The organism is Neobacillus sp. plas4 (assembly GCF_057221695.1).
This window is the reverse complement of the sequence record NZ_CM170152.1, coordinates 1,545,923-1,562,762: the sequence shown is the minus strand read 5'-3', so window position 1 is coordinate 1,562,762 and position 16,840 is coordinate 1,545,923. Positions and strand designations below refer to the sequence as shown.

18 protein-coding genes are annotated in these 16,840 nt (G+C 38.1%); 9 read left to right on the top strand and 9 right to left on the bottom strand.

What is annotated here, in order from left to right; genetic code table 11:
* Nucleotides 1–41 precede the first annotated feature (41 nt).
* The gene (locus tag AC2TFD_RS07810) at nt 42–740 is read left to right on the top strand and encodes a Crp/Fnr family transcriptional regulator (protein ID WP_335514400.1); all 699 of its coding nucleotides are present in this window, start codon (nt 42–44) and stop codon (nt 738–740) included.
* Between the two features lie 43 nt (nt 741–783).
* On the opposite strand, the gene AC2TFD_RS07805 is transcribed toward AC2TFD_RS07810, so the two are convergent.
* The 3 genes from AC2TFD_RS07805 to AC2TFD_RS07795 all read right to left on the bottom strand — a co-directional run bounded on the left by AC2TFD_RS07805 (nt 784) and on the right by AC2TFD_RS07795 (nt 3,442).
* Nucleotides 784–1,908 (bottom strand): TIGR04053 family radical SAM/SPASM domain-containing protein, encoded by a 1,125-nt coding sequence (locus AC2TFD_RS07805; protein ID WP_335514397.1) that lies wholly within the window; start codon nt 1,906–1,908, stop codon nt 784–786.
* A 431-nt stretch (nt 1,909–2,339) separates the two neighbouring features.
* Nucleotides 2,340–2,648: a metal-sulfur cluster assembly factor gene (locus AC2TFD_RS07800; RefSeq protein ID WP_335515233.1), complete on the bottom strand. Its 309-nt coding sequence runs from the start codon at nt 2,646–2,648 to the stop codon at nt 2,340–2,342.
* 20 nt (nt 2,649–2,668) lie between these two features.
* Nucleotides 2,669–3,442: a prolyl oligopeptidase family serine peptidase gene (locus tag AC2TFD_RS07795; RefSeq protein ID WP_484675381.1), complete on the bottom strand. Its 774-nt coding sequence runs from the start codon at nt 3,440–3,442 to the stop codon at nt 2,669–2,671.
* A gap of 205 nt (nt 3,443–3,647) precedes the next feature.
* Here AC2TFD_RS07795 and AC2TFD_RS07790 point away from each other — a divergent pair, with 205 nt between their 5' ends.
* The 3 genes from AC2TFD_RS07790 (at nt 3,648) to AC2TFD_RS07780 (ending at nt 4,914) form a co-directional block, all read left to right on the top strand.
* Complete coding sequence (locus AC2TFD_RS07790) at nt 3,648–4,460, top strand: Cof-type HAD-IIB family hydrolase (protein ID WP_335515239.1); 813 nt, start codon at nt 3,648–3,650, stop codon at nt 4,458–4,460.
* A gap of 113 nt (nt 4,461–4,573) precedes the next feature.
* Nucleotides 4,574–4,726: a hypothetical protein gene (locus AC2TFD_RS07785; protein WP_179292599.1), complete on the top strand. Its 153-nt coding sequence runs from the start codon at nt 4,574–4,576 to the stop codon at nt 4,724–4,726.
* A gap of 2 nt (nt 4,727–4,728) precedes the next feature.
* Entirely contained in the window at nt 4,729–4,914 is a 186-nt protein-coding gene (locus AC2TFD_RS07780; RefSeq protein WP_335515242.1) for a DUF3813 domain-containing protein, read from the top strand.
* A gap of 58 nt (nt 4,915–4,972) precedes the next feature.
* Here AC2TFD_RS07780 and AC2TFD_RS07775 read toward each other — a convergent pair whose 3' ends face one another.
* Nucleotides 4,973–5,824, bottom strand: coding sequence for a YitT family protein (locus tag AC2TFD_RS07775; protein ID WP_484675380.1), 852 nt, complete (start codon nt 5,822–5,824; stop codon nt 4,973–4,975).
* 93 nt (nt 5,825–5,917) lie between these two features.
* Here AC2TFD_RS07775 and AC2TFD_RS07770 point away from each other — a divergent pair, with 93 nt between their 5' ends.
* Nucleotides 5,918–6,778: a DegV family protein gene (locus AC2TFD_RS07770; RefSeq protein WP_335515247.1), complete on the top strand. Its 861-nt coding sequence runs from the start codon at nt 5,918–5,920 to the stop codon at nt 6,776–6,778.
* 32 nt (nt 6,779–6,810) lie between these two features.
* On the opposite strand, the gene AC2TFD_RS07765 is transcribed toward AC2TFD_RS07770, so the two are convergent.
* Together AC2TFD_RS07765 and AC2TFD_RS07760 are read right to left on the bottom strand one after the other, a co-directional pair.
* Nucleotides 6,811–6,942: a DUF3941 domain-containing protein gene (locus AC2TFD_RS07765; RefSeq protein ID WP_081810752.1), complete on the bottom strand. Its 132-nt coding sequence runs from the start codon at nt 6,940–6,942 to the stop codon at nt 6,811–6,813.
* 71 nt (nt 6,943–7,013) lie between these two features.
* Nucleotides 7,014–7,877 carry a CvfB family protein gene (locus AC2TFD_RS07760; protein ID WP_335515250.1) on the bottom strand — a complete coding sequence of 288 codons (864 nt, stop codon included), beginning with the start codon at nt 7,875–7,877 and terminating at the stop codon, nt 7,014–7,016.
* A 139-nt stretch (nt 7,878–8,016) separates the two neighbouring features.
* Here AC2TFD_RS07760 and AC2TFD_RS07755 point away from each other — a divergent pair, with 139 nt between their 5' ends.
* Together AC2TFD_RS07755 and AC2TFD_RS07750 are read left to right on the top strand one after the other, a co-directional pair.
* A complete protein-coding gene (locus AC2TFD_RS07755; RefSeq protein WP_335569636.1) occupies nt 8,017–8,508 on the top strand; it encodes a YajQ family cyclic di-GMP-binding protein in 492 nt (163 codons plus the stop codon).
* 109 nt (nt 8,509–8,617) lie between these two features.
* Nucleotides 8,618–9,490, top strand: a complete 873-nt coding sequence (locus AC2TFD_RS07750; RefSeq protein ID WP_335569635.1) for an SDR family oxidoreductase — start codon at nt 8,618–8,620, stop codon at nt 9,488–9,490.
* Nucleotides 9,491–9,546: 56 nt separating this feature from the next.
* Here AC2TFD_RS07750 and AC2TFD_RS07745 read toward each other — a convergent pair whose 3' ends face one another.
* Nucleotides 9,547–11,055 (bottom strand): alpha-amylase family glycosyl hydrolase, encoded by a 1,509-nt coding sequence (locus AC2TFD_RS07745; RefSeq protein ID WP_335569634.1) that lies wholly within the window; start codon nt 11,053–11,055, stop codon nt 9,547–9,549.
* Nucleotides 11,056–11,120: 65 nt separating this feature from the next.
* Complete coding sequence (asnB, locus tag AC2TFD_RS07740) at nt 11,121–12,968, bottom strand: asparagine synthase (glutamine-hydrolyzing) (RefSeq protein ID WP_335569633.1); 1,848 nt, start codon at nt 12,966–12,968, stop codon at nt 11,121–11,123.
* Nucleotides 12,969–13,132: 164 nt separating this feature from the next.
* On the opposite strand from asnB, the gene AC2TFD_RS07735 reads away from it, so the two are divergent.
* Nucleotides 13,133–13,696, top strand: a complete 564-nt coding sequence (locus tag AC2TFD_RS07735) for a DUF2777 domain-containing protein (protein WP_335516593.1) — start codon at nt 13,133–13,135, stop codon at nt 13,694–13,696.
* Nucleotides 13,697–13,743: 47 nt separating this feature from the next.
* Here the strand turns inward: AC2TFD_RS07735 and AC2TFD_RS07730 are convergent, their stop codons facing one another.
* Complete coding sequence (locus tag AC2TFD_RS07730) at nt 13,744–14,772, bottom strand: ThiF family adenylyltransferase (protein ID WP_484675379.1); 1,029 nt, start codon at nt 14,770–14,772, stop codon at nt 13,744–13,746.
* 201 nt (nt 14,773–14,973) lie between these two features.
* Here AC2TFD_RS07730 and AC2TFD_RS07725 point away from each other — a divergent pair, with 201 nt between their 5' ends.
* A complete protein-coding gene (locus AC2TFD_RS07725) occupies nt 14,974–16,803 on the top strand; it encodes an aldehyde ferredoxin oxidoreductase family protein (protein ID WP_335516588.1) in 1,830 nt (609 codons plus the stop codon).
* Nucleotides 16,804–16,840 lie beyond the last annotated feature (37 nt).

The window sequence follows — 16,840 nt, the reverse complement described above, 5'->3', positions numbered from 1 at the left end:
AATAATAATCTGAAATGTGACTAACTTTGAGGTGATATATAATGATGACAAAAATAAAGCCTACTCATTCAATAGAAATAAAGGAGTTACTTAGGTTTGCTGATCGGAAAATTAATAGTGAAAGAGGGAGCTATTTATTTCAAGAAGGTATGCTTGCTGAAGAACTTTTTATAATTGTTTCTGGTAAAGTACAAATTAGTAAAATTACCTCTGACGGCCGGGAACTTTCGTTAAGAATATGCGGAGAAAATGATATTTGTGGTGAATTAACGCTCTTTACCGATAATCCTAGATATTTATTAAGTGCGAAAGTGTTAGAAGAAGGCGAAATTGTTGCGATAAAAAAAGATGTAATTGAAAGTGAAATTTTCCAGAATAGTAAGCTGGCTTTTGAATTTATGAAATGGATGAGTGATCATTTCCGAAAAACACAGACAAAATTTCGTGATCTTGTTTTAAACGGAAAGCGCGGAGCACTTATTTCAACGTTAATAAGAATGTCTAATAGCTATGGTATTCATAAAGGAAATGAAATATTAATAGATTTACCATTAACCAACCAGGAGCTTGCCAACTTTTGCGGAACTTCTCGAGAAAGTACGAACCGTATCCTTAGTGAATTGAAGAAAGATAAAATTGTTAGTGTAAAAAAGGGAAAAATATCTATTTTAGATCTTCAATATTTAAAAGACGAAATTGGCTGTGAAAATTGTCCGGCGGTATATTGCAACATCGAATAGGAGGAGGAAGCAATCAAACATGATTGCTTCCTCCTCTTATTCATTATTGAGCTTGTTTTTCTCTTAAAGCCTTTGGAATGTAAACACAGAATGGTTCGCTTTCCAGGTAATCCCCTGTCATCGCATACGCTCGTGACCTTGAACCACCGCATACATGCCGGAATTCACATACACCACATTTACCTTTATATAAATCCGGATTTCTTAATGATTTAAAAATGGGTGACTCACGATAAATATCTGCTAATGGTGTTTCACGTACATTTCCTGCTTTAACTGGTAATAGTCCGCTTGGGTAGACATCTCCAATATGGGAGATAAAAACAAACCCATTTCCATCATTAACACCTTTAGGTGCGCGGCCAAGTCCGTCAATTGAACCTGTTAAGCCTTGTTCTGTTAATGCACTTAAATAATTTATTTCCTCCGTTTTTTCTTTTGCTTCGCGCATTTTTTGCTGAATAACAACACGGCGGTAATGCTGGGCAGCAGTAGTTTTAATGTCGAAAGGAACCCGCTTGCTGAGGTCATACAGCCATCTAAATACTTTCTCATGCTCAACAGGTGATATCATATCTGATTCTTGACCTCTCCCCGTCGGAACAAGGAAAAACACACTCCACAAAACGCAGCCCAGTTCTTCAACCATTTTTGCCATTTCATCAAGATATTCAATATTATATCTAGAAATTACCGTATTAATTTGAATGGGTATTTCAAGTTCATGCAGGTATTTTATTCTTCCCATTGTTAGGTCGAAAGAACCTGCTGTTCCACGGAAGTGATCATGAACGTCAGCTGTGGGACCATCAATACTAAATGCCCAGCGAGATAGACCTACTTCCTTTGCTTTTTCAATTGCTTCTTTTGTAACATTAGGTGTTGCACTTGGTGTCATAGAGACCCTGACGCCTTTATCTACTGCATATTTAGCAATGTCAAAAACATCTTGTCTCATTAATGGGTCTCCACCGGTAAAGACAAGCATTGGATTATTCATTTCGTATATTTGATCAATAAGGTTTTTACCTTCTTCAAAGGATAGTTCCCGTGGATCTCTTCTTAATTGAGCTTCTGCACGGCAGTGTAAACAAGCGAGTTGACATGCGCGCGTAAGTTCCCAAATTACGATAAATGGATCTTTATTAAAGTCTCGGCCAAATGCCATATATGAAACGCCTCCTAAAACGGCCATTTCAAAACCAAACAGCCTTATTACCTGTATTATATCGGGGTTTCCACTACGAATAAGTGAACTACCTCACATTCCGCTTAAATACATTTGTCCTTTTTGTGAAGACGAAATGTGGATAGGCATTTTTAGTTGAGCATAACTGGGGTTTGTTGTGGATAACTGAAATTAGTTACGCATAGGCTTTGGTTTGTTGCGGATAACTGATATTAGTTGCACATAGGCTGTGGTTTGTTGCGGATAACTGAAATTAGTTGCGCATAGGCTGGGGTTTGTTGCGGATAACAGAAATTAGTTGCACATAGGCTGAGGTTTGTTGCGGTTAACTGATATTAGTTGCGCATAGGCTGGGGTTTGTTGCGGATAACAGAAAAAAACAGCAGATGCATTCTGCTGTTTTGAGTTATTTAACGGATGCCTAATGCAATTTTCGCATAACGTGACATCATTTCCTTATTCCATGGCGGGTTAAAAACAATATTAACCTCTACATCCTTTATTTCCGGAATATCAGCTAACGCTCTTTTCACTTGGTCGACAATGGTTCCTGCAAGAGGACAGCCCATTGAGGTGAGCGTCATCGTAATCGTTACTACTCCTTCATCATCCATCTCTGCATCATACACCAATCCTAAATTGACAATATCCACGCCTAATTCTGGATCGATTACCAATTCTAATGCACCCATAATATTTTCTTTTAAATCTTCATTCATTACTCATACACTCCTCTATATTAAGTTAATAAATGTTTCTCGAGCCACGAAACCGCAGCTTGTAAACCTTCCCTGCTGACCTTATGATCCGCATTTTCATCACTTATGAAGTGAAGATTGGCTGGTGTTTCCTCATAATCATCCTTAACGGATTGATAAAACTGGTAGGTTAAATGAAAGGGAACAATTGGATCTTTTTTTCCGTGCCAAAATAATAATGGCCGATTCCCAAGCTTCTCCGGTTGAAGGCTCAAGTCAAATTGGCGAAGAAACGATAACTGCTCTTCAATCTGTTCCTTCGTGAATGAAAGTCCAATACTGAGTCTCTGCATTTGTTCTATTTGCCAATGTAGATATTCCTCATAAGCGGGCATTCCCATTAAGCTGACTGCAGCTTTAATCCATTTATATTTGGTTAATGCCCCCAATGTAACTATACCACCCATTGAAGTTCCCGCAAGTCCAATTTGCTCCTGGTCAGCTAATCCCTCATTAACATAGTATTCCTTATAATCGTTCAATTCATGGATGGTCTTAATAACAATTTCCCAAAAATGTTTGTATAGCGCGTTCTCAGATAAACCTTGTTCCCTTTCACCATGGTAAATTGCCTCTGGTAATATGACTCGAAATCCCTTTTCCGCTAATAAATAGGCATAATGAAGATTATGCTCCTTTGCACTGGTAAATCCATGGTTAAAAATGATGAACGGAAGTTTTTCTTGTTGGTCATTTTTATTTACTATATGTAGATAAGGGTTATTTTTCAGCCAACTTTTTTCAACGATAATCACTAAGGCAGGACCTCCTTTATACATAAATTCAAATTCTTATGAAGTGAATTTTTTTACAGGTATGGTATAAAATTGTTAACATAGTATCTATACAAATTTGATTTTCAACAAAATAAGAAATTCATAGTTGTAGTGTATCATTACATTCTTCAATTTTCTAAAGCTAAGCCTTATTGTATAAAAAACTATCAAAGAAGGAGTCAATATGGCGGAAAAACATTTAATTGCATTGGATTTAGATGGGACTTTATTAAAAGATGATAAAACCATTTCTACAAAAACAAAAAACGTTTTAAGTAAAGCAAGAGAAGAAGGACATGTGGTAATGATTGCAACGGGCAGACCATTTCGCTCGAGTGAACCGTATTATCGTGAGCTCCAATTAGATACTCCAATTGTAAATTTTAATGGTGCTTTTATGCATCACCCACTTGATTCAAGCTGGGGATATTATCATGATCCTTTAGATATTAAGGTCGCTAAGGACATTGTGGAAGCGTGCCGTTCTTTTCAATTTCACAACATCATTGCAGAAGTCATTGATGAAGTTTATTTTCACTATCATGACGAAAAACTTTTAGATATTTTCGGTATGGGCAATCCATTCATAACGACAGGAGATCTTCGTGACTACTTAAAAGATTCTCCAACAAGTTTGTTAATCCATACTGAAGAAGATGATCTAAAGCAAATACGCCGGCATTTATCAGACGTTCATGCTGAAGTAATTGACCATCGAAGCTGGGCGGCACCATGGCATGTCATTGAAATTATCAAAATTGGCTTAAGTAAGGCTGTTGGGTTAAAAAAAGCCTCAGATTATTTTAATATTCCTCCTGAAAGGATCATTGCTTTTGGAGATGAAGATAATGATCTAGAGATGCTTGAGTATGCTGGGCGCGGCATCGCAATGGGTAATGCCATTGACAAAGTTAAAAGTATTGCGAACGAGGTAACCCTGACGAATGAAGAAGACGGCATTGCCGTATATTTGTCAGATTTGTTAAACTTAAAGTAATAGATGGTATTTCACCAGACTTTACCTAAATGAATTCCTCTTATTAGAGCATACTATTTTTGTGAGGCACTTTCGCTGCTTCATACCAAGCTCACCAAATTGGAGGGATTGCAATGGGTAAACGAAACAAATCGAAACGCTTTGTCCAGCAAGGTGTGGATACCGTTAGTAAACACGCTGAACGTATTCCTTACCACATGACTTACGCTGAAGCGGAAGCCCAGAAAATGTCCAATGTGCGTGACTCCTCGCTTGGAGGGATATAACGATGGGAAACCAGTTATTCCAAGAAGCAAGAAGATTTGTTGAGATGGCGAAAACGGCCGACCCTGCTGAACGGAGTTCTGCAGTTTCGATAGCAAAGAACGCCTTAAGTTCTGCTTTCGCTAATTCTACCTTTGCGGAACAGCGTCAGCTCCAAGAAATGCAAAATGAGCTTGAACAAATTCAATAATAGAAAAGCTGGCACGTTACACTTTCGTGCCAGCTTTTCTATTTTAGCTTTACCAAACCTATTCACGCCGAAAGAAACCATAGATTCCTGTTGTCTGAAGGATATTCGTAAATGCATTAGGATCAACTTCTTTAATAATTCTCTCTAGATCAAATAGCTCGTACCTGGTAATAACGATCATCAGCATGTCTCTTGATTCATTTGAAAATGCCCCCTTCGCTGGAACCATCGTGATTCCCCTTACAAGCTTCGAATGAATAGCTGTTTTTAATTCTTCTGCTTTTTTCGTAATAATCATGGCCGTTAATTTTGCATGCCTTGTATGGATGGCGTCAATTACCCTCGTGGTAGCATACAAAGATACGATTGTATAAAGTGCTTTTTCCCATCCATATAGAAAACCGGCTGTAATAATAATTAGTGAATTTAAAGTAAAGATGTAGTTACCAATCGGCCTATCCTTCATCCTAGATAAAACCATGGCAATGATGTCTAAGCCGCCCGTGGATGCCCCCCATTTTAACGTTAAGCCGACACCAACCGCTAATATCACCCCGCCAAAGACTGAATTTAGGAGGATATCTTTAGATACCTGTGTAATCGGGATTATTTCTAAGAAAAAAGAGGATAGGACAACACTTAGAAAACTATAAACAGTAAATGATTTTCCAACCTTAAACCAGCCCAAAATCGCTACAGGAATATTTAACAGTAACAATAAAATACCCATTGAAATTGTAAAAGGCGTTTGATCAGTTAAAACTTTTGAAAGCAATTGGGCGATTCCTGTAAAACCGCTAGAGTAAACATTTGCCGGTACTAAAAAGAAGTTAATTGCCAGGGCGTTAAGAAATGCACCAACAATAACGATTACTATTTTTTTGGTTTGGAGCCATAACAAAAGCACCATCTCCTCATATATTTTGAAATATAGATAATTGTTTTTTTACCCTGAAACCGATAAACTGAAACTAACTATATTGCTTGAAAGCAGGTGAGCTTCATGCCGGTACAAATACTAGCTGACAGCGCATGCGATTTACCAAAAGATTTTTACTTAGAGCATAACGTGACCTTATTTCCATTAAAGGTTCAGGTTAATGGCCAAGAATATGAAGATGTTAAAACCATTGATCCAAAAACAGTCTATGACGCCATTCGTGGCGGAGATATTCCTAAAACATCACAGGTTTCTCCTTTATTATTTGAGGAAATCTTTACAAAAATGGCTGAAAATAATGAAGATGGAATATATATTGCGTTCTCTTCTGAATTATCTGGTACATATCAGACTTCTGTTATGATTCTTGACCAAGTAAAGGAAAAATATCCAAACTTTAATTTAACAATTGTTGATACTAAGTGTGCCTCACTTGGGTTCGGACTAGTCGTAAGAGAAGCTGCACGGCTTGCTGCAGAAGATGCCTCAAAGGAAGAAATACTTAAAGATGTGGTATTCCGAAGTCAGCATATGGAACAGATTTTTACAGTTGATGACTTAGATTATTTAGCCAAGGGCGGACGTGTCTCGAAAGCTTCAGCCTTTCTGGGTAGCTTACTAAATATCAAGCCAATCCTAAATGTCGAAGATGGCAAACTGGTTCCAATCGAGAAAATACGAGGAAAAAAGAAGGTTTATCGACGTTTGATTGAACTAATGAAGGAGCGCGGTGAAGATTTTGGTGACCAAGTGATCGGGATCAGCCATGCTGATACAAAGGAGACGGTTGAAGTGGTCAAAGCGTTAATCGAGGAAGAATTACAGCCAAGAGAAACGTATGTAACGAATATCGGCTCTGCAGTCGGAGCCCACACAGGACCTGGGGCCATCGCAATTTTCTTTCTGAGTAAATCGCCTTCATAAATAAAACAAAGCAGGGAATTCCCCGCTTTGTTTTATTTATGATCTGTCTTTTTTGAATATTGATTTTTACCCGCTTGACGATTTTTCTCTCGCATCATGTTTTTTTCGTGTCTTAATGCATTATTGTCTTGTGCTTTTTTATCGTTATCTGATGTATGCGGCATAAAGATACTCCTTTCAAAATTCCTTCAGTGTATAGTGTCCGTCATTTCAAATAGGAGTATGTATAGGAAAATTAATCCTTTTTCAGGTACGTCCAGCTTCCTTCCTGGTACACTCTGCCGTCTTTCATAAGTTTACCGAGTGCGCGCTTAAATGCTCCCTTACTTAACTGGAAGCGTTCTTGGATTTCCTCAGGCATACTCTTGTCATTAAAAGGCATTGCACCATTTCTGCTCATTAAATAATCAAAAATACGTTCCGCATCAAGGTCCAGGGATTCCTGTTTTCTAGCAAGTAAAGAAACATTTACTGTTCCATCTTCTTTGACATCAACAATCCGACCTTCCACCATTTGCCCTAACCGCGGCTCTTTTTGTCTTTGTGATTCATGGATGAATCCTTTAAAGCCCTCAATGGTATAAATCCAGCTTCCCACCTTTGCAGTCCGGTAGATATGCCCCTGTATATTCTTGTTAAAATCCTTCCTCGTTGCATTGGTTGATATTGACTCTATTACCGGGTCTGTTGCAAGCTTTGCATATAATAGATAATTGTTATTCACCCTTAAGGTAACATAAACCAAATCGCCTTCCCTAGGCCAGACTGATTTATGGACTGGGAGATCGTCAATTCCTAATAATAGATCCTTTTTAATTCCAATGTCCAAAAATACACCTACATGAGGATTGGTATCCACCACTTTAAGCCAGGCATATTTGCCAATCGCAATTTCGGGTATGGTTGTAGACGCAGATGTTCTTCCTTCAGAATCAACATACAAAAACACCTCGACCGTTTCGTCTTCTTCATATTCTCGGTCCGCTTCATTTATATGCAATAAAACATCTTCATTTCCATCCGTTAAAAAATACCCAAAATCGGCTTTTCGTGCCACCGTTAAGGTAACGGTTTGACCAATAAGTTCTTGTAATGACATGTTAACTCACCTTTTCTCTCCTATTGTTATCCATAGGGTTGTTTGACTTGCTATATTTTACTATAATGTAGGCATAAAGGGAAACATTAGCAGAAATGAAAATAACCGTTATTAAACATATACAGGAGGTATTATTACTATGGCCAAAGACGAATCTTTTGATATCGTATCCAAAGTGGAATTTACTGAAGTCACAAATGCAATTACCGCAACGATGAAGGAAATTAAAACTCGTTACGATTTTAAAGGAAGCAAAAGTGAAGTTACACTAGATAAAGAAGAGCTTGTTTTAGTTTCAGATGATGAATTTAAAATGGATCAGCTGAAAGACGTTTTGCTCGGCAGGTTAATCAAAAGAGGTGTTCCTGTTAAGAATCTGGATTATGGCAAAATGGAAAAATCCTCTGGAGGGACCGTCCGCCAAAGAGCTAAACTTGTTCAAGGGATCGATAAAGAAAATGCTAAGAAAATTAACACGATTATTAAAAACAGCGGACTTAAGGTGAAGAGCCAAATTCAAGATGACCAAGTACGCGTAAGCGGTAAAAACCGTGATGATCTTCAAAAGATTATTTCCTTGGTTCGCGAGGCTGATCTAACAGTCGATGTTCAATTTATTAACTATCGATAAAACATATTTACTGGGTGAAAGAAAAATTTCTTTTCACCTTTTTTATTTTCTCATATTTTCGTTCATTTACCTCAAACTAAAATGGTAAATAACCTTGGAGGTAACATGAATGTCAAATAACCAACAACAGCAAAAAAAGACTTTTCCACCACAGCATCAAAATCATCAGCCTGGTATCGAAAGTGAAATGAAACCGCTTCCTCTCTCAGTCAATTCCAACTATAAAAGTGCAGGGAAATTAGCTGGTAAAACTGCGCTTATCACTGGAGGAGATAGTGGTATAGGAAAATCTGTTGCCATCTATTTTGCAAAAGAGGGCGCAGATGTTGCCATTGTTTATTTAGAAGAACATCAAGATGCGGAGGAAACAAAATCTCTCATTGAAGCAGAAGGGCGTAAATGCCTGCTCATTTCCGGTGACATAGGTAATGAAGATTTTTGTAAGGAAAGTGTTCATAAAGCAATCGAACAGTTTGGTAAGATTGATGTTTTAGTAAATAATGCAGCTGAACAGCACCCGCAGCAAAGTCTGTTAGATATTACCTCAGCACAACTTGAAAAAACGTTTCGGACCAATATATTCTCATACTTTTATATGTCTAAAATGGTCCTGCCACACCTAAAACAAGGTGCGGCGATTATCAATACGGCTTCCGTTACTGCTTATGCCGGCAATGAGCAATTATTAGATTATTCTGCCACAAAAGGTGCAATCGTAACCTTTACTCGTTCCCTGGCAAAATCACTGGCACAGAAAGGTATACGAGTAAACGGCGTTGCACCTGGCCCTATTTGGACACCCCTGATTCCCTCTACCTTTAACGAAGACCAAGTGGCAAGCTTTGGGTCAAATACACCGATGGGCAGAGCCGGGCAGCCATTTGAACTTGCTCCGTGCTATGTATATCTGGCATCCGATGATTCCTCCTATGTAAGTGGACAAATCCTTCATGTCAACGGCGGAGAAATTATAAATGGGTAATCAATGAATATAAAAAGGCGTTACTTCGATATGGAAGTAACGCCTTTTTATAAAGTTTACTTCCTTCTTTTCCTAATCTTTACTATAAAAATAGTGAACAAGACATAAACAACGATTAGTGATCCGATTAGCGGCAGATTAATTCCGCTTTTCTTGGCTAATACATAAACCTCGGCTTCATCTCTATCTATAATGAGGTCGTATCGATTATCCTTACTCCGAACCAGGTCACCTTTTAACAGCCCACGCAGTTCTTTTCCACCTTCAATTTGGTCATTATTTAAGGTGATGCTTTGAGATTCGCTAGTATTATTAATAGCAATAATAGCTGTTTCATCTTGGTAGACACGTTTGTATACGGCCATTCCATCTTTTTCATAAAGCATTTCCATGCTTCCTCTCGTTAACGAAGGAAGTTGGTTTCTTAATTCACCAAGCTTTGTAATATAGTCAATCAGCTCTTTTTCTGTTCGAAAATTCATAGGCTGACGATTATCAGGAATTTCTCCTCCGTTTAATGCAATTTCACTCCCATAAAAGACTACTGGGAGTCCAGGAGTTGAATACATATAGGTTAAAGCCGTCTTCCACCGTGCCCCTGGAAAATGTTTATTCTTAACGATATCACGCGTAAAGCGAGTAGTCATTTCATTGTCAAAAAATACTGGCTGCAACTCGGGCTTATCAACCTCATTATCTTCCAGTCCGCTAAATGATTGATTGACATCAGCAAAGGCATTTCTCAAATTCTCACTATATTGATAATCAGTAATGCTGTCGATTCCAGTACTTTTATAAATATTAAGATCAACCTTACTATTAGTGGAGGTTATCCCTAATAGGAAAAAGTTTTCTTTTTCCTTTTTTACTTCTTTTGAAAATTCGCTCCAAAATGTCTCAGGTACAAAATTTATTTCCGGAAGACTATATCCGTCGATATCGGTTTCATTTATCCACCACTTTGCAGCGTCTAACAAGTAATTTTTGACTTCAGGGTTATCCTGATTAAGATCAGGCAGATCGTTTATCCAGGCATTTTCTAGTTCGTCCTGATCTTTTAAATCATGAATATCCCGTTTCTCATTAAACCAGTCTTGTTTCGTTTTATCCGTAACCCATGGGTGTTCTTTAGAAACATTATTGGTTACAAAATCGATAATAACCTTCATATCACGTTGATGTGCTTCTTGAACCAACTTCCTGAATGTTTTGAGTGATCCAAAATGCTCATCCGTCTTATAAAAATCATTCACCCAATATCCATGGTATCCACCATCCGTATTATCAACGATTGATGTGAGTCGGATTGCTGTAAAGCCCATTTCCTTTATGTAATCAAGCTTGTCCATAACCCCTTGAAAATCTCCGCCATTATAGGCTAAAGGGTCTTGCGTATTCACATCGATATCATTCTTTGTATTGGCATCAAAAAAACGATCGACCATAATCGAATAAATGGTTTCATCCTGCCATTTACGGTCTTCTTTCTCCATTTCAGCCTGTACTGGCAGTGATGTGATAACCAAAAAACAGATTAAAATAAGTGTCATTAAGGTTTTTCTCATGTTCAATCCCCTTCCATACACTCATTTTAATCTAATAATGTTGTGAATCCAACTATTATCGTTTATCATTTTACTATATTAATATTGTAATCTTTAAACCAAATATCAAGTTGAATAAAGTAAGCTAAAAGCTGCGGGCCTGACATCAACTGTCCAAACCATGGCTCTTTGAACGAATTACCCCCAGATTCCACTAGTTTATTTAGTAGATCATGATTGAATAACTCATATAGTACAGATGCCTTATCTCCTAGTATCTTCCTTAATTGTTGTTGAACTGCTAGTGTATATTCTGGATGATGGGTTTTTGGATATGGACTTTTCTTTCGATACAGAACTTCCTCTGGAAGAATCCCTTCAAACGCTTTTCTCAATATCCCCTTTTCTCTGCCGTGAACCATTTTAATATCCCACGGGATATTCCAAACGTATTCAACAAGTCGATGGTCCGCAAATGGAACTCTTACCTCTAGACTTGCACCCATGCTCATTCGATCCTTACGGTCAAGCAGTGTGGTCATAAAATGTGTCATATTAATATAGAAAAGCTCTCTTCGTTTTGCTTCCTCTAGGCTTTCTCCATCCAATCCTGGTGTTTCCAGGATGGCTTGATTGTATTTATCAATCACATAATCCTTTAAATTCAATCTTTCCTGCCAATCCGTTCTTAACAGGTTATTCCTATCATTTACCGAACGCATCCAAGGGAAACTTGGTCTCTCTAAATCTTCCTTGCGGTGGAACCATGGATAGCCTCCAAAAATCTCATCCGCACATTCTCCAGAAAGGCTGACAACAAAGTCATTTTTTATTTCGTTACAAAACCAAAGTAAGGAAGAATCAATGTCAGCCATACCAGGCAAGTCGCGAACATGAACCGCTTCTGTTAAGTCTTTCACTAATTGCTGCTGTGAAATGGTCTTAAAATGATGCTTTGTATTAAACTCATTGGTTACAATGTTAATCCATTTTTCATCCGCATTTGGTTGAAATTCATTTGCCTTGAAAAATTGGTCATTTCCTTCATAGTCAATAGAATACGTGTGAAGCTGACCTTTTCCTTGGTCCTTAAAACATTGAGCAGCAATAGCTGTAATAATACTGGAATCAAGCCCGCCTGATAAGAAAGTAGATAGCGGCACATCCGATACAAGCTGTCTTGTAACAGCATCTGTTACCAAATATCGTACCTTTTCAGCTGTTTCTTCTACATTATCCCTATGCACATCACTCTTTACATTCCAATAGCGCCAAATCCTTAAGCCCTTTTTGGAAAAAGTTAATGCGTGGGCAGGCCTTAACTCTTTAATTCCCTTAAAGATACCAGAGCCAGGTGTCCTTGATGGACCTAAACCAAAAATTTCAGCCAGCCCCTCATATTCCAACTCCGTCTTCATTCCAGGGTTAGCGAGTATGGCTTTTATTTCCGATGCAAATAAAATTCCTTTATTTAATTGTGTAAAAAACAATGGTTTAACCCCTAATCGATCCCGTCCAATAAACAGCTTTTCTTCCTTTTGATCCCAAATGGCAAATGCATAGATTCCGTTTAAATGATTTACGCACTCTTCCGCCCATTCTATATAGGCAGTTAACAGAACTTCTGTATCAGAATGACCTTTAAAAGAATATCCTTTAGTAAGGAGAATTTTGCGGATATCTTCGGTATTATAAAGTTCACCGTTATAACAGATGGTGTACTCATTACCTTCCTTTTGTTTTGTCATTGGCTGTCTGCCGCCCTCAGGGTCAACAACAATTAAACGCTTATGTCCAAACCCCACATGTGTTTGAACCCAGAGGTTTGTTTCATCTGGCCCTCTTCTGGCTAGAGTATTGGTCATTTTTTCGACTGTATATTTTTCTTTTCTTATATCTTTAGTAAAATCAACCCATCCTGATACTCCGCACATATAGCTCTCCTCTCTCCAGTTTTGAACACTGGGTTACATTGCATGTTCTTATTCTATTCAGCCCAATATATTTGGAAAATTGTCCAAATTAAAGATAAACAAGTTATAAAATCTCACAAAGATGTCTACAAAGAAAATGAAAGTATTAGGCACGGAGGTTAAACATGAATCGACAACAAAGAATAAAACTAATGGATTTTCAGCTAAGGGCCTATAACGAAGGTTCAGTTGAACAAATAAGTGATCAATGGATCTTTTTTGACGAAGAAACAGAAGAGGCAGCGATGCTGGATGATTATCTTCAGCAAGAAATAGAAATATTTCGTGTAAATCGTTGGAAGAAAGGAATCTTGATTGAATCTGGGAAGATTCGAAGTGGGAATGAGACTATTATGCTTCGAGACCAAGATTCGGTTAGAATCAGAAAGCATTTAATCTATTCACTGGAAAGGCTTTTAGAGGGAATGAATGATGACGCCTTTTTTCAATTTGTCACGACATTGAACTCGTTAGATTTTTCTATCTATGATTGTATATATTGTTACAATCACCTCTCCTTCTTATCAGATGAAAATCGGAGAGATGGGGTAAACTTTATTGTTTTTGATAACCAAGAACAAATTTGTAATGTTCAGCACCATTTTTGTTATTTTGAAAAGGTAAATGACCGCTTTGAATTTACAATAAATACGGGGAAGAGACTAGTCATCGAAAAGATGATTTCATAGGTACAAAGTGTGTTTTTCATTTGAAGAAAAACACACTTTTTTTTCAATTAATTTCCAATATATCTTGAATACATAGATTTTGCTTTTACGATATCGTTTGTACCATGTACCAAAACTCGCCCATCCTTGAATACCACGATAGAAGTTTCTTTATCTGGAGAAAAACGAAGTAAGAATTGGTTTCCCATAACCTTACCATGCATTTTCAGCCTCTCACCAAGCTTTAGTAAATCACGTTCCTGCTTTTCCCTAAAATAAATCTGTACGGTATCTCGTCCACAAAGAGAACTATACGATTCTTGAAGGGAAGATGACCGATTGAGAAAGTCAAACTGACGGTTTACACATGCCGGACAATGTGGATTCTTTCCATCCATAATATTCATTGAAAATAAAGAGGGATCCCAAATATCAATTTGCTCAAGATTTGGACTTGTAGCTGCCCCTGTCAGCAGTTTGATCGCTTCAATTGCTTGGAAAGATCCAATAATATCTGTAATAGGAGAGAGAACTCCTATGGTGTCACAGGTTTCACCTCTGCCAATTGGTACGTGCGGAAATAAACAGCGATAACATGGTGTGATTCCTGGTTTTATAACAGCATACATTCCTCTAGAACTAACTGCTGCACCATGAATCCAAGGAATCCCATACTTTATCGCAACATCATTTATTAGATAACGAGTCATAAAATTATCGGTACCGTCAATAAGACAATCAAACCCGGACAATAGATCTTCGGCATTATCTACATTTACATCTGCAATAACGGCATCAACTGTGACAGTCGAGTTAATCGTATTCAATCTCTTTTGTGCGGCAATTACCTTTGGAAGATTTAGATTTACATCTTCTTCATTAAAAAGGGATTGTCGCTGTAAATTTGACAAGTCCACTACATCCCTATCAATTAACCTGATGTAACCCACACCAGACCGGACCAAATGATTGGCAGCGATGGTTCCCAATGCGCCAACACCGACAATCGCCACCTTGCTTTTCAGCAATTTTAACTGTCCTTCTTTCCCAATTCCTGAAAAAAGCATCTGTCTTGAATAGCGTCCTAAATCGTCCATCTGAAGTCCTCTTTTCTAAATTAATAGTTCTCTGACGTAACATGTTAATTTTAATGTAATTTCAGAAAACTTTAAATATTAAATAATAAAAAATAATAGTATAATAGAAGTTGGGTTTATTTATCTTTTTAGGAGGGGTATCCTATTCTATCCAAAAATAGGATATTAGCATCTAATATCAATGAAAGAGAGGAAGAAACATTGAATCTAGGTGGATTTTTAAACAAAGAAGTTGTAGTTGATTTAACAGCTGGAACCGTAAATTACAGGCCTATTAATGAGGAGGATGCAAAGAAGTACATAGGCGGCCGTGGTCTGGGTGTCAAATATGTACTTGATAACGGTCCTGAGGTAGAGCCATTATCACCTGAAAATATTCTATGTATCATGACAGGTCCTGTAACAGGATCACGCTCTTCAATGAGCGGACGACTTTGTGTTGTGACAAAATCTCCGTTGACAGGAACAGTAACAGATTCTCATATGGGCGGTTGGACGGCAGCTCGTCTAAAATGGGCAGGTATCGACAATATCATCTTCGCTGGAAAAAGTGATAAACCAGTATACCTTTATATTGAAGATGGAAAGGCAGAATTACGCGATGCTTCTGACTTATGGGGTAAAGGAACAAGAGAAACAGTTAAAACGCTGCAAGCAAAGCATGGAGAACAAGACCTTAGTGTAATGACAATCGGTCAAGCAGGTGAAAATACGGTTCGATTCGCATCGTTTATTAACGAACATGATCGTGCAGCAGGACGTGGCGGTACTGCAGCAGTAGCAGGTTATAAAAAGTTGAAAGCGATTGCGATTAAGGCGCCGCAAAAAGGAAATATGCCACAGCCGAAGTTAGAAATTGAATATAAAGAAGCAAATAAAAAGGCAGTAAAAGCCATTCTTGATGGCGGCCTAACTGCACCAAATAAAGGTGGTCTTTCCGTTTACGGCACAAATGTTTTAACAAACATTATCAATGAAGTGGGTGCTCTTCCGACAAAGAATTCTCAGTTCACTCATTGGGATGAGGCTGAAAAACACAGTGGTGAGTTTGTAAATGAACATTTATTAATTAAGAATAATACCTGCCATGCATGCCCTGTAGGCTGTAAAATCGAAGTTGAAGTAAAGGATGGAAAGTATAAAACTAGAGTCGAAAGTATTGAATTCGAATCTGCTTGGTCACTTGGATCTAATTGTTTGTTAAGTGACGCAGAGGCAATTTCTTATCTAATTGACCGTTGTAATGAGTATGGTCTAGATACGATTGAGCTAGGACATTGCTTCTCCGTTACAATGGAAGCATATGAAAAAGGACTAATCACCGAGGAGCTAATCTGGGGCGATGCCGATTCAATGATTGAATTGACAAAGAAAATTGCATACCGTGAAGGTTTTGGTGGGATCCTTGCCGAGGGTCCAGCAAGAGCAACTGCTTCATGGGGAGCACCAGAGCTATCTATGTCTGTTAAGGGTCAGTCCATTCCAGCCTATGATCCACGCGGAATTCAAGGGATAGGCCTCGGTTATGCAACCAGTAACCGCGGAGCCTGCCATTTACGCGGTTATACGGTAGCAAGCGAAATCGCGGGTATCCCTGAACCAACTGACCGCTTGAAGCCTGAAGGAAAAGGTGAACTATTAAAAATATTCCAAGATATGCTTGCATTCTCTGATTCTATGAATATTTGTAAGTTTTCGTCTTTCTCCGAAAACGCTGAACACTATGCTGAGCAGTATAGCGGGATGACTGGTATTTCAATGACTGCTGATGATGTAATGAAGGCCGGAGAAAGAATCTATAATCTTGAGCGTTATTACAATAATTTAGCAGGATTCAATAAAGAAGATGATGACTATCTTCCAAAACGATTCACGGAAGAGCCAGCCTCCGGTAATAGTGCAGGAGAAGTAAGCCGTATGGACATCATGCTTACTGAGTATTATCAGGTTCGCGGCTGGAAAAACGGAAAAGTGACCGAAGAAAAGCTTCGTGAGCTTGAAATTATTGGCCCAGAAAATCAGTTAGTTTAATAGGTAAAGGCTTCTGCACTATTTTGCAGAAGCCTTT

Coding starts and splice junctions, on each gene's coding strand:
- AC2TFD_RS07750 (WP_335569635.1), top strand. CDS start 8,618: ATGTCAAATAACCAACAACAGCAAAAAAAGACTTTTCCACCACAGCAT.
- AC2TFD_RS07810 (WP_335514400.1), top strand. CDS start 42: ATGATGACAAAAATAAAGCCTACTCATTCAATAGAAATAAAGGAGTTA.
- AC2TFD_RS07800 (WP_335515233.1), bottom strand. CDS start 2,648: ATGAATGAAGATTTAAAAGAAAATATTATGGGTGCATTAGAATTGGTA.
- AC2TFD_RS07770 (WP_335515247.1), top strand. CDS start 5,918: ATGCCGGTACAAATACTAGCTGACAGCGCATGCGATTTACCAAAAGAT.
- AC2TFD_RS07730 (WP_484675379.1), bottom strand. CDS start 14,772: ATGGACGATTTAGGACGCTATTCAAGACAGATGCTTTTTTCAGGAATT.
- AC2TFD_RS07790 (WP_335515239.1), top strand. CDS start 3,648: ATGGCGGAAAAACATTTAATTGCATTGGATTTAGATGGGACTTTATTA.
- AC2TFD_RS07735 (WP_335516593.1), top strand. CDS start 13,133: ATGAATCGACAACAAAGAATAAAACTAATGGATTTTCAGCTAAGGGCC.
- AC2TFD_RS07745 (WP_335569634.1), bottom strand. CDS start 11,055: ATGAGAAAAACCTTAATGACACTTATTTTAATCTGTTTTTTGGTTATC.
- asnB (WP_335569633.1), bottom strand. CDS start 12,968: ATGTGCGGAGTATCAGGATGGGTTGATTTTACTAAAGATATAAGAAAA.
- AC2TFD_RS07785 (WP_179292599.1), top strand. CDS start 4,574: ATGGGTAAACGAAACAAATCGAAACGCTTTGTCCAGCAAGGTGTGGAT.
- AC2TFD_RS07805 (WP_335514397.1), bottom strand. CDS start 1,908: ATGGCATTTGGCCGAGACTTTAATAAAGATCCATTTATCGTAATTTGG.
- AC2TFD_RS07780 (WP_335515242.1), top strand. CDS start 4,729: ATGGGAAACCAGTTATTCCAAGAAGCAAGAAGATTTGTTGAGATGGCG.
- AC2TFD_RS07775 (WP_484675380.1), bottom strand. CDS start 5,824: ATGGTGCTTTTGTTATGGCTCCAAACCAAAAAAATAGTAATCGTTATT.
- AC2TFD_RS07765 (WP_081810752.1), bottom strand. CDS start 6,942: ATGCCGCATACATCAGATAACGATAAAAAAGCACAAGACAATAATGCA.
- AC2TFD_RS07760 (WP_335515250.1), bottom strand. CDS start 7,877: ATGTCATTACAAGAACTTATTGGTCAAACCGTTACCTTAACGGTGGCA.
- AC2TFD_RS07755 (WP_335569636.1), top strand. CDS start 8,017: ATGGCCAAAGACGAATCTTTTGATATCGTATCCAAAGTGGAATTTACT.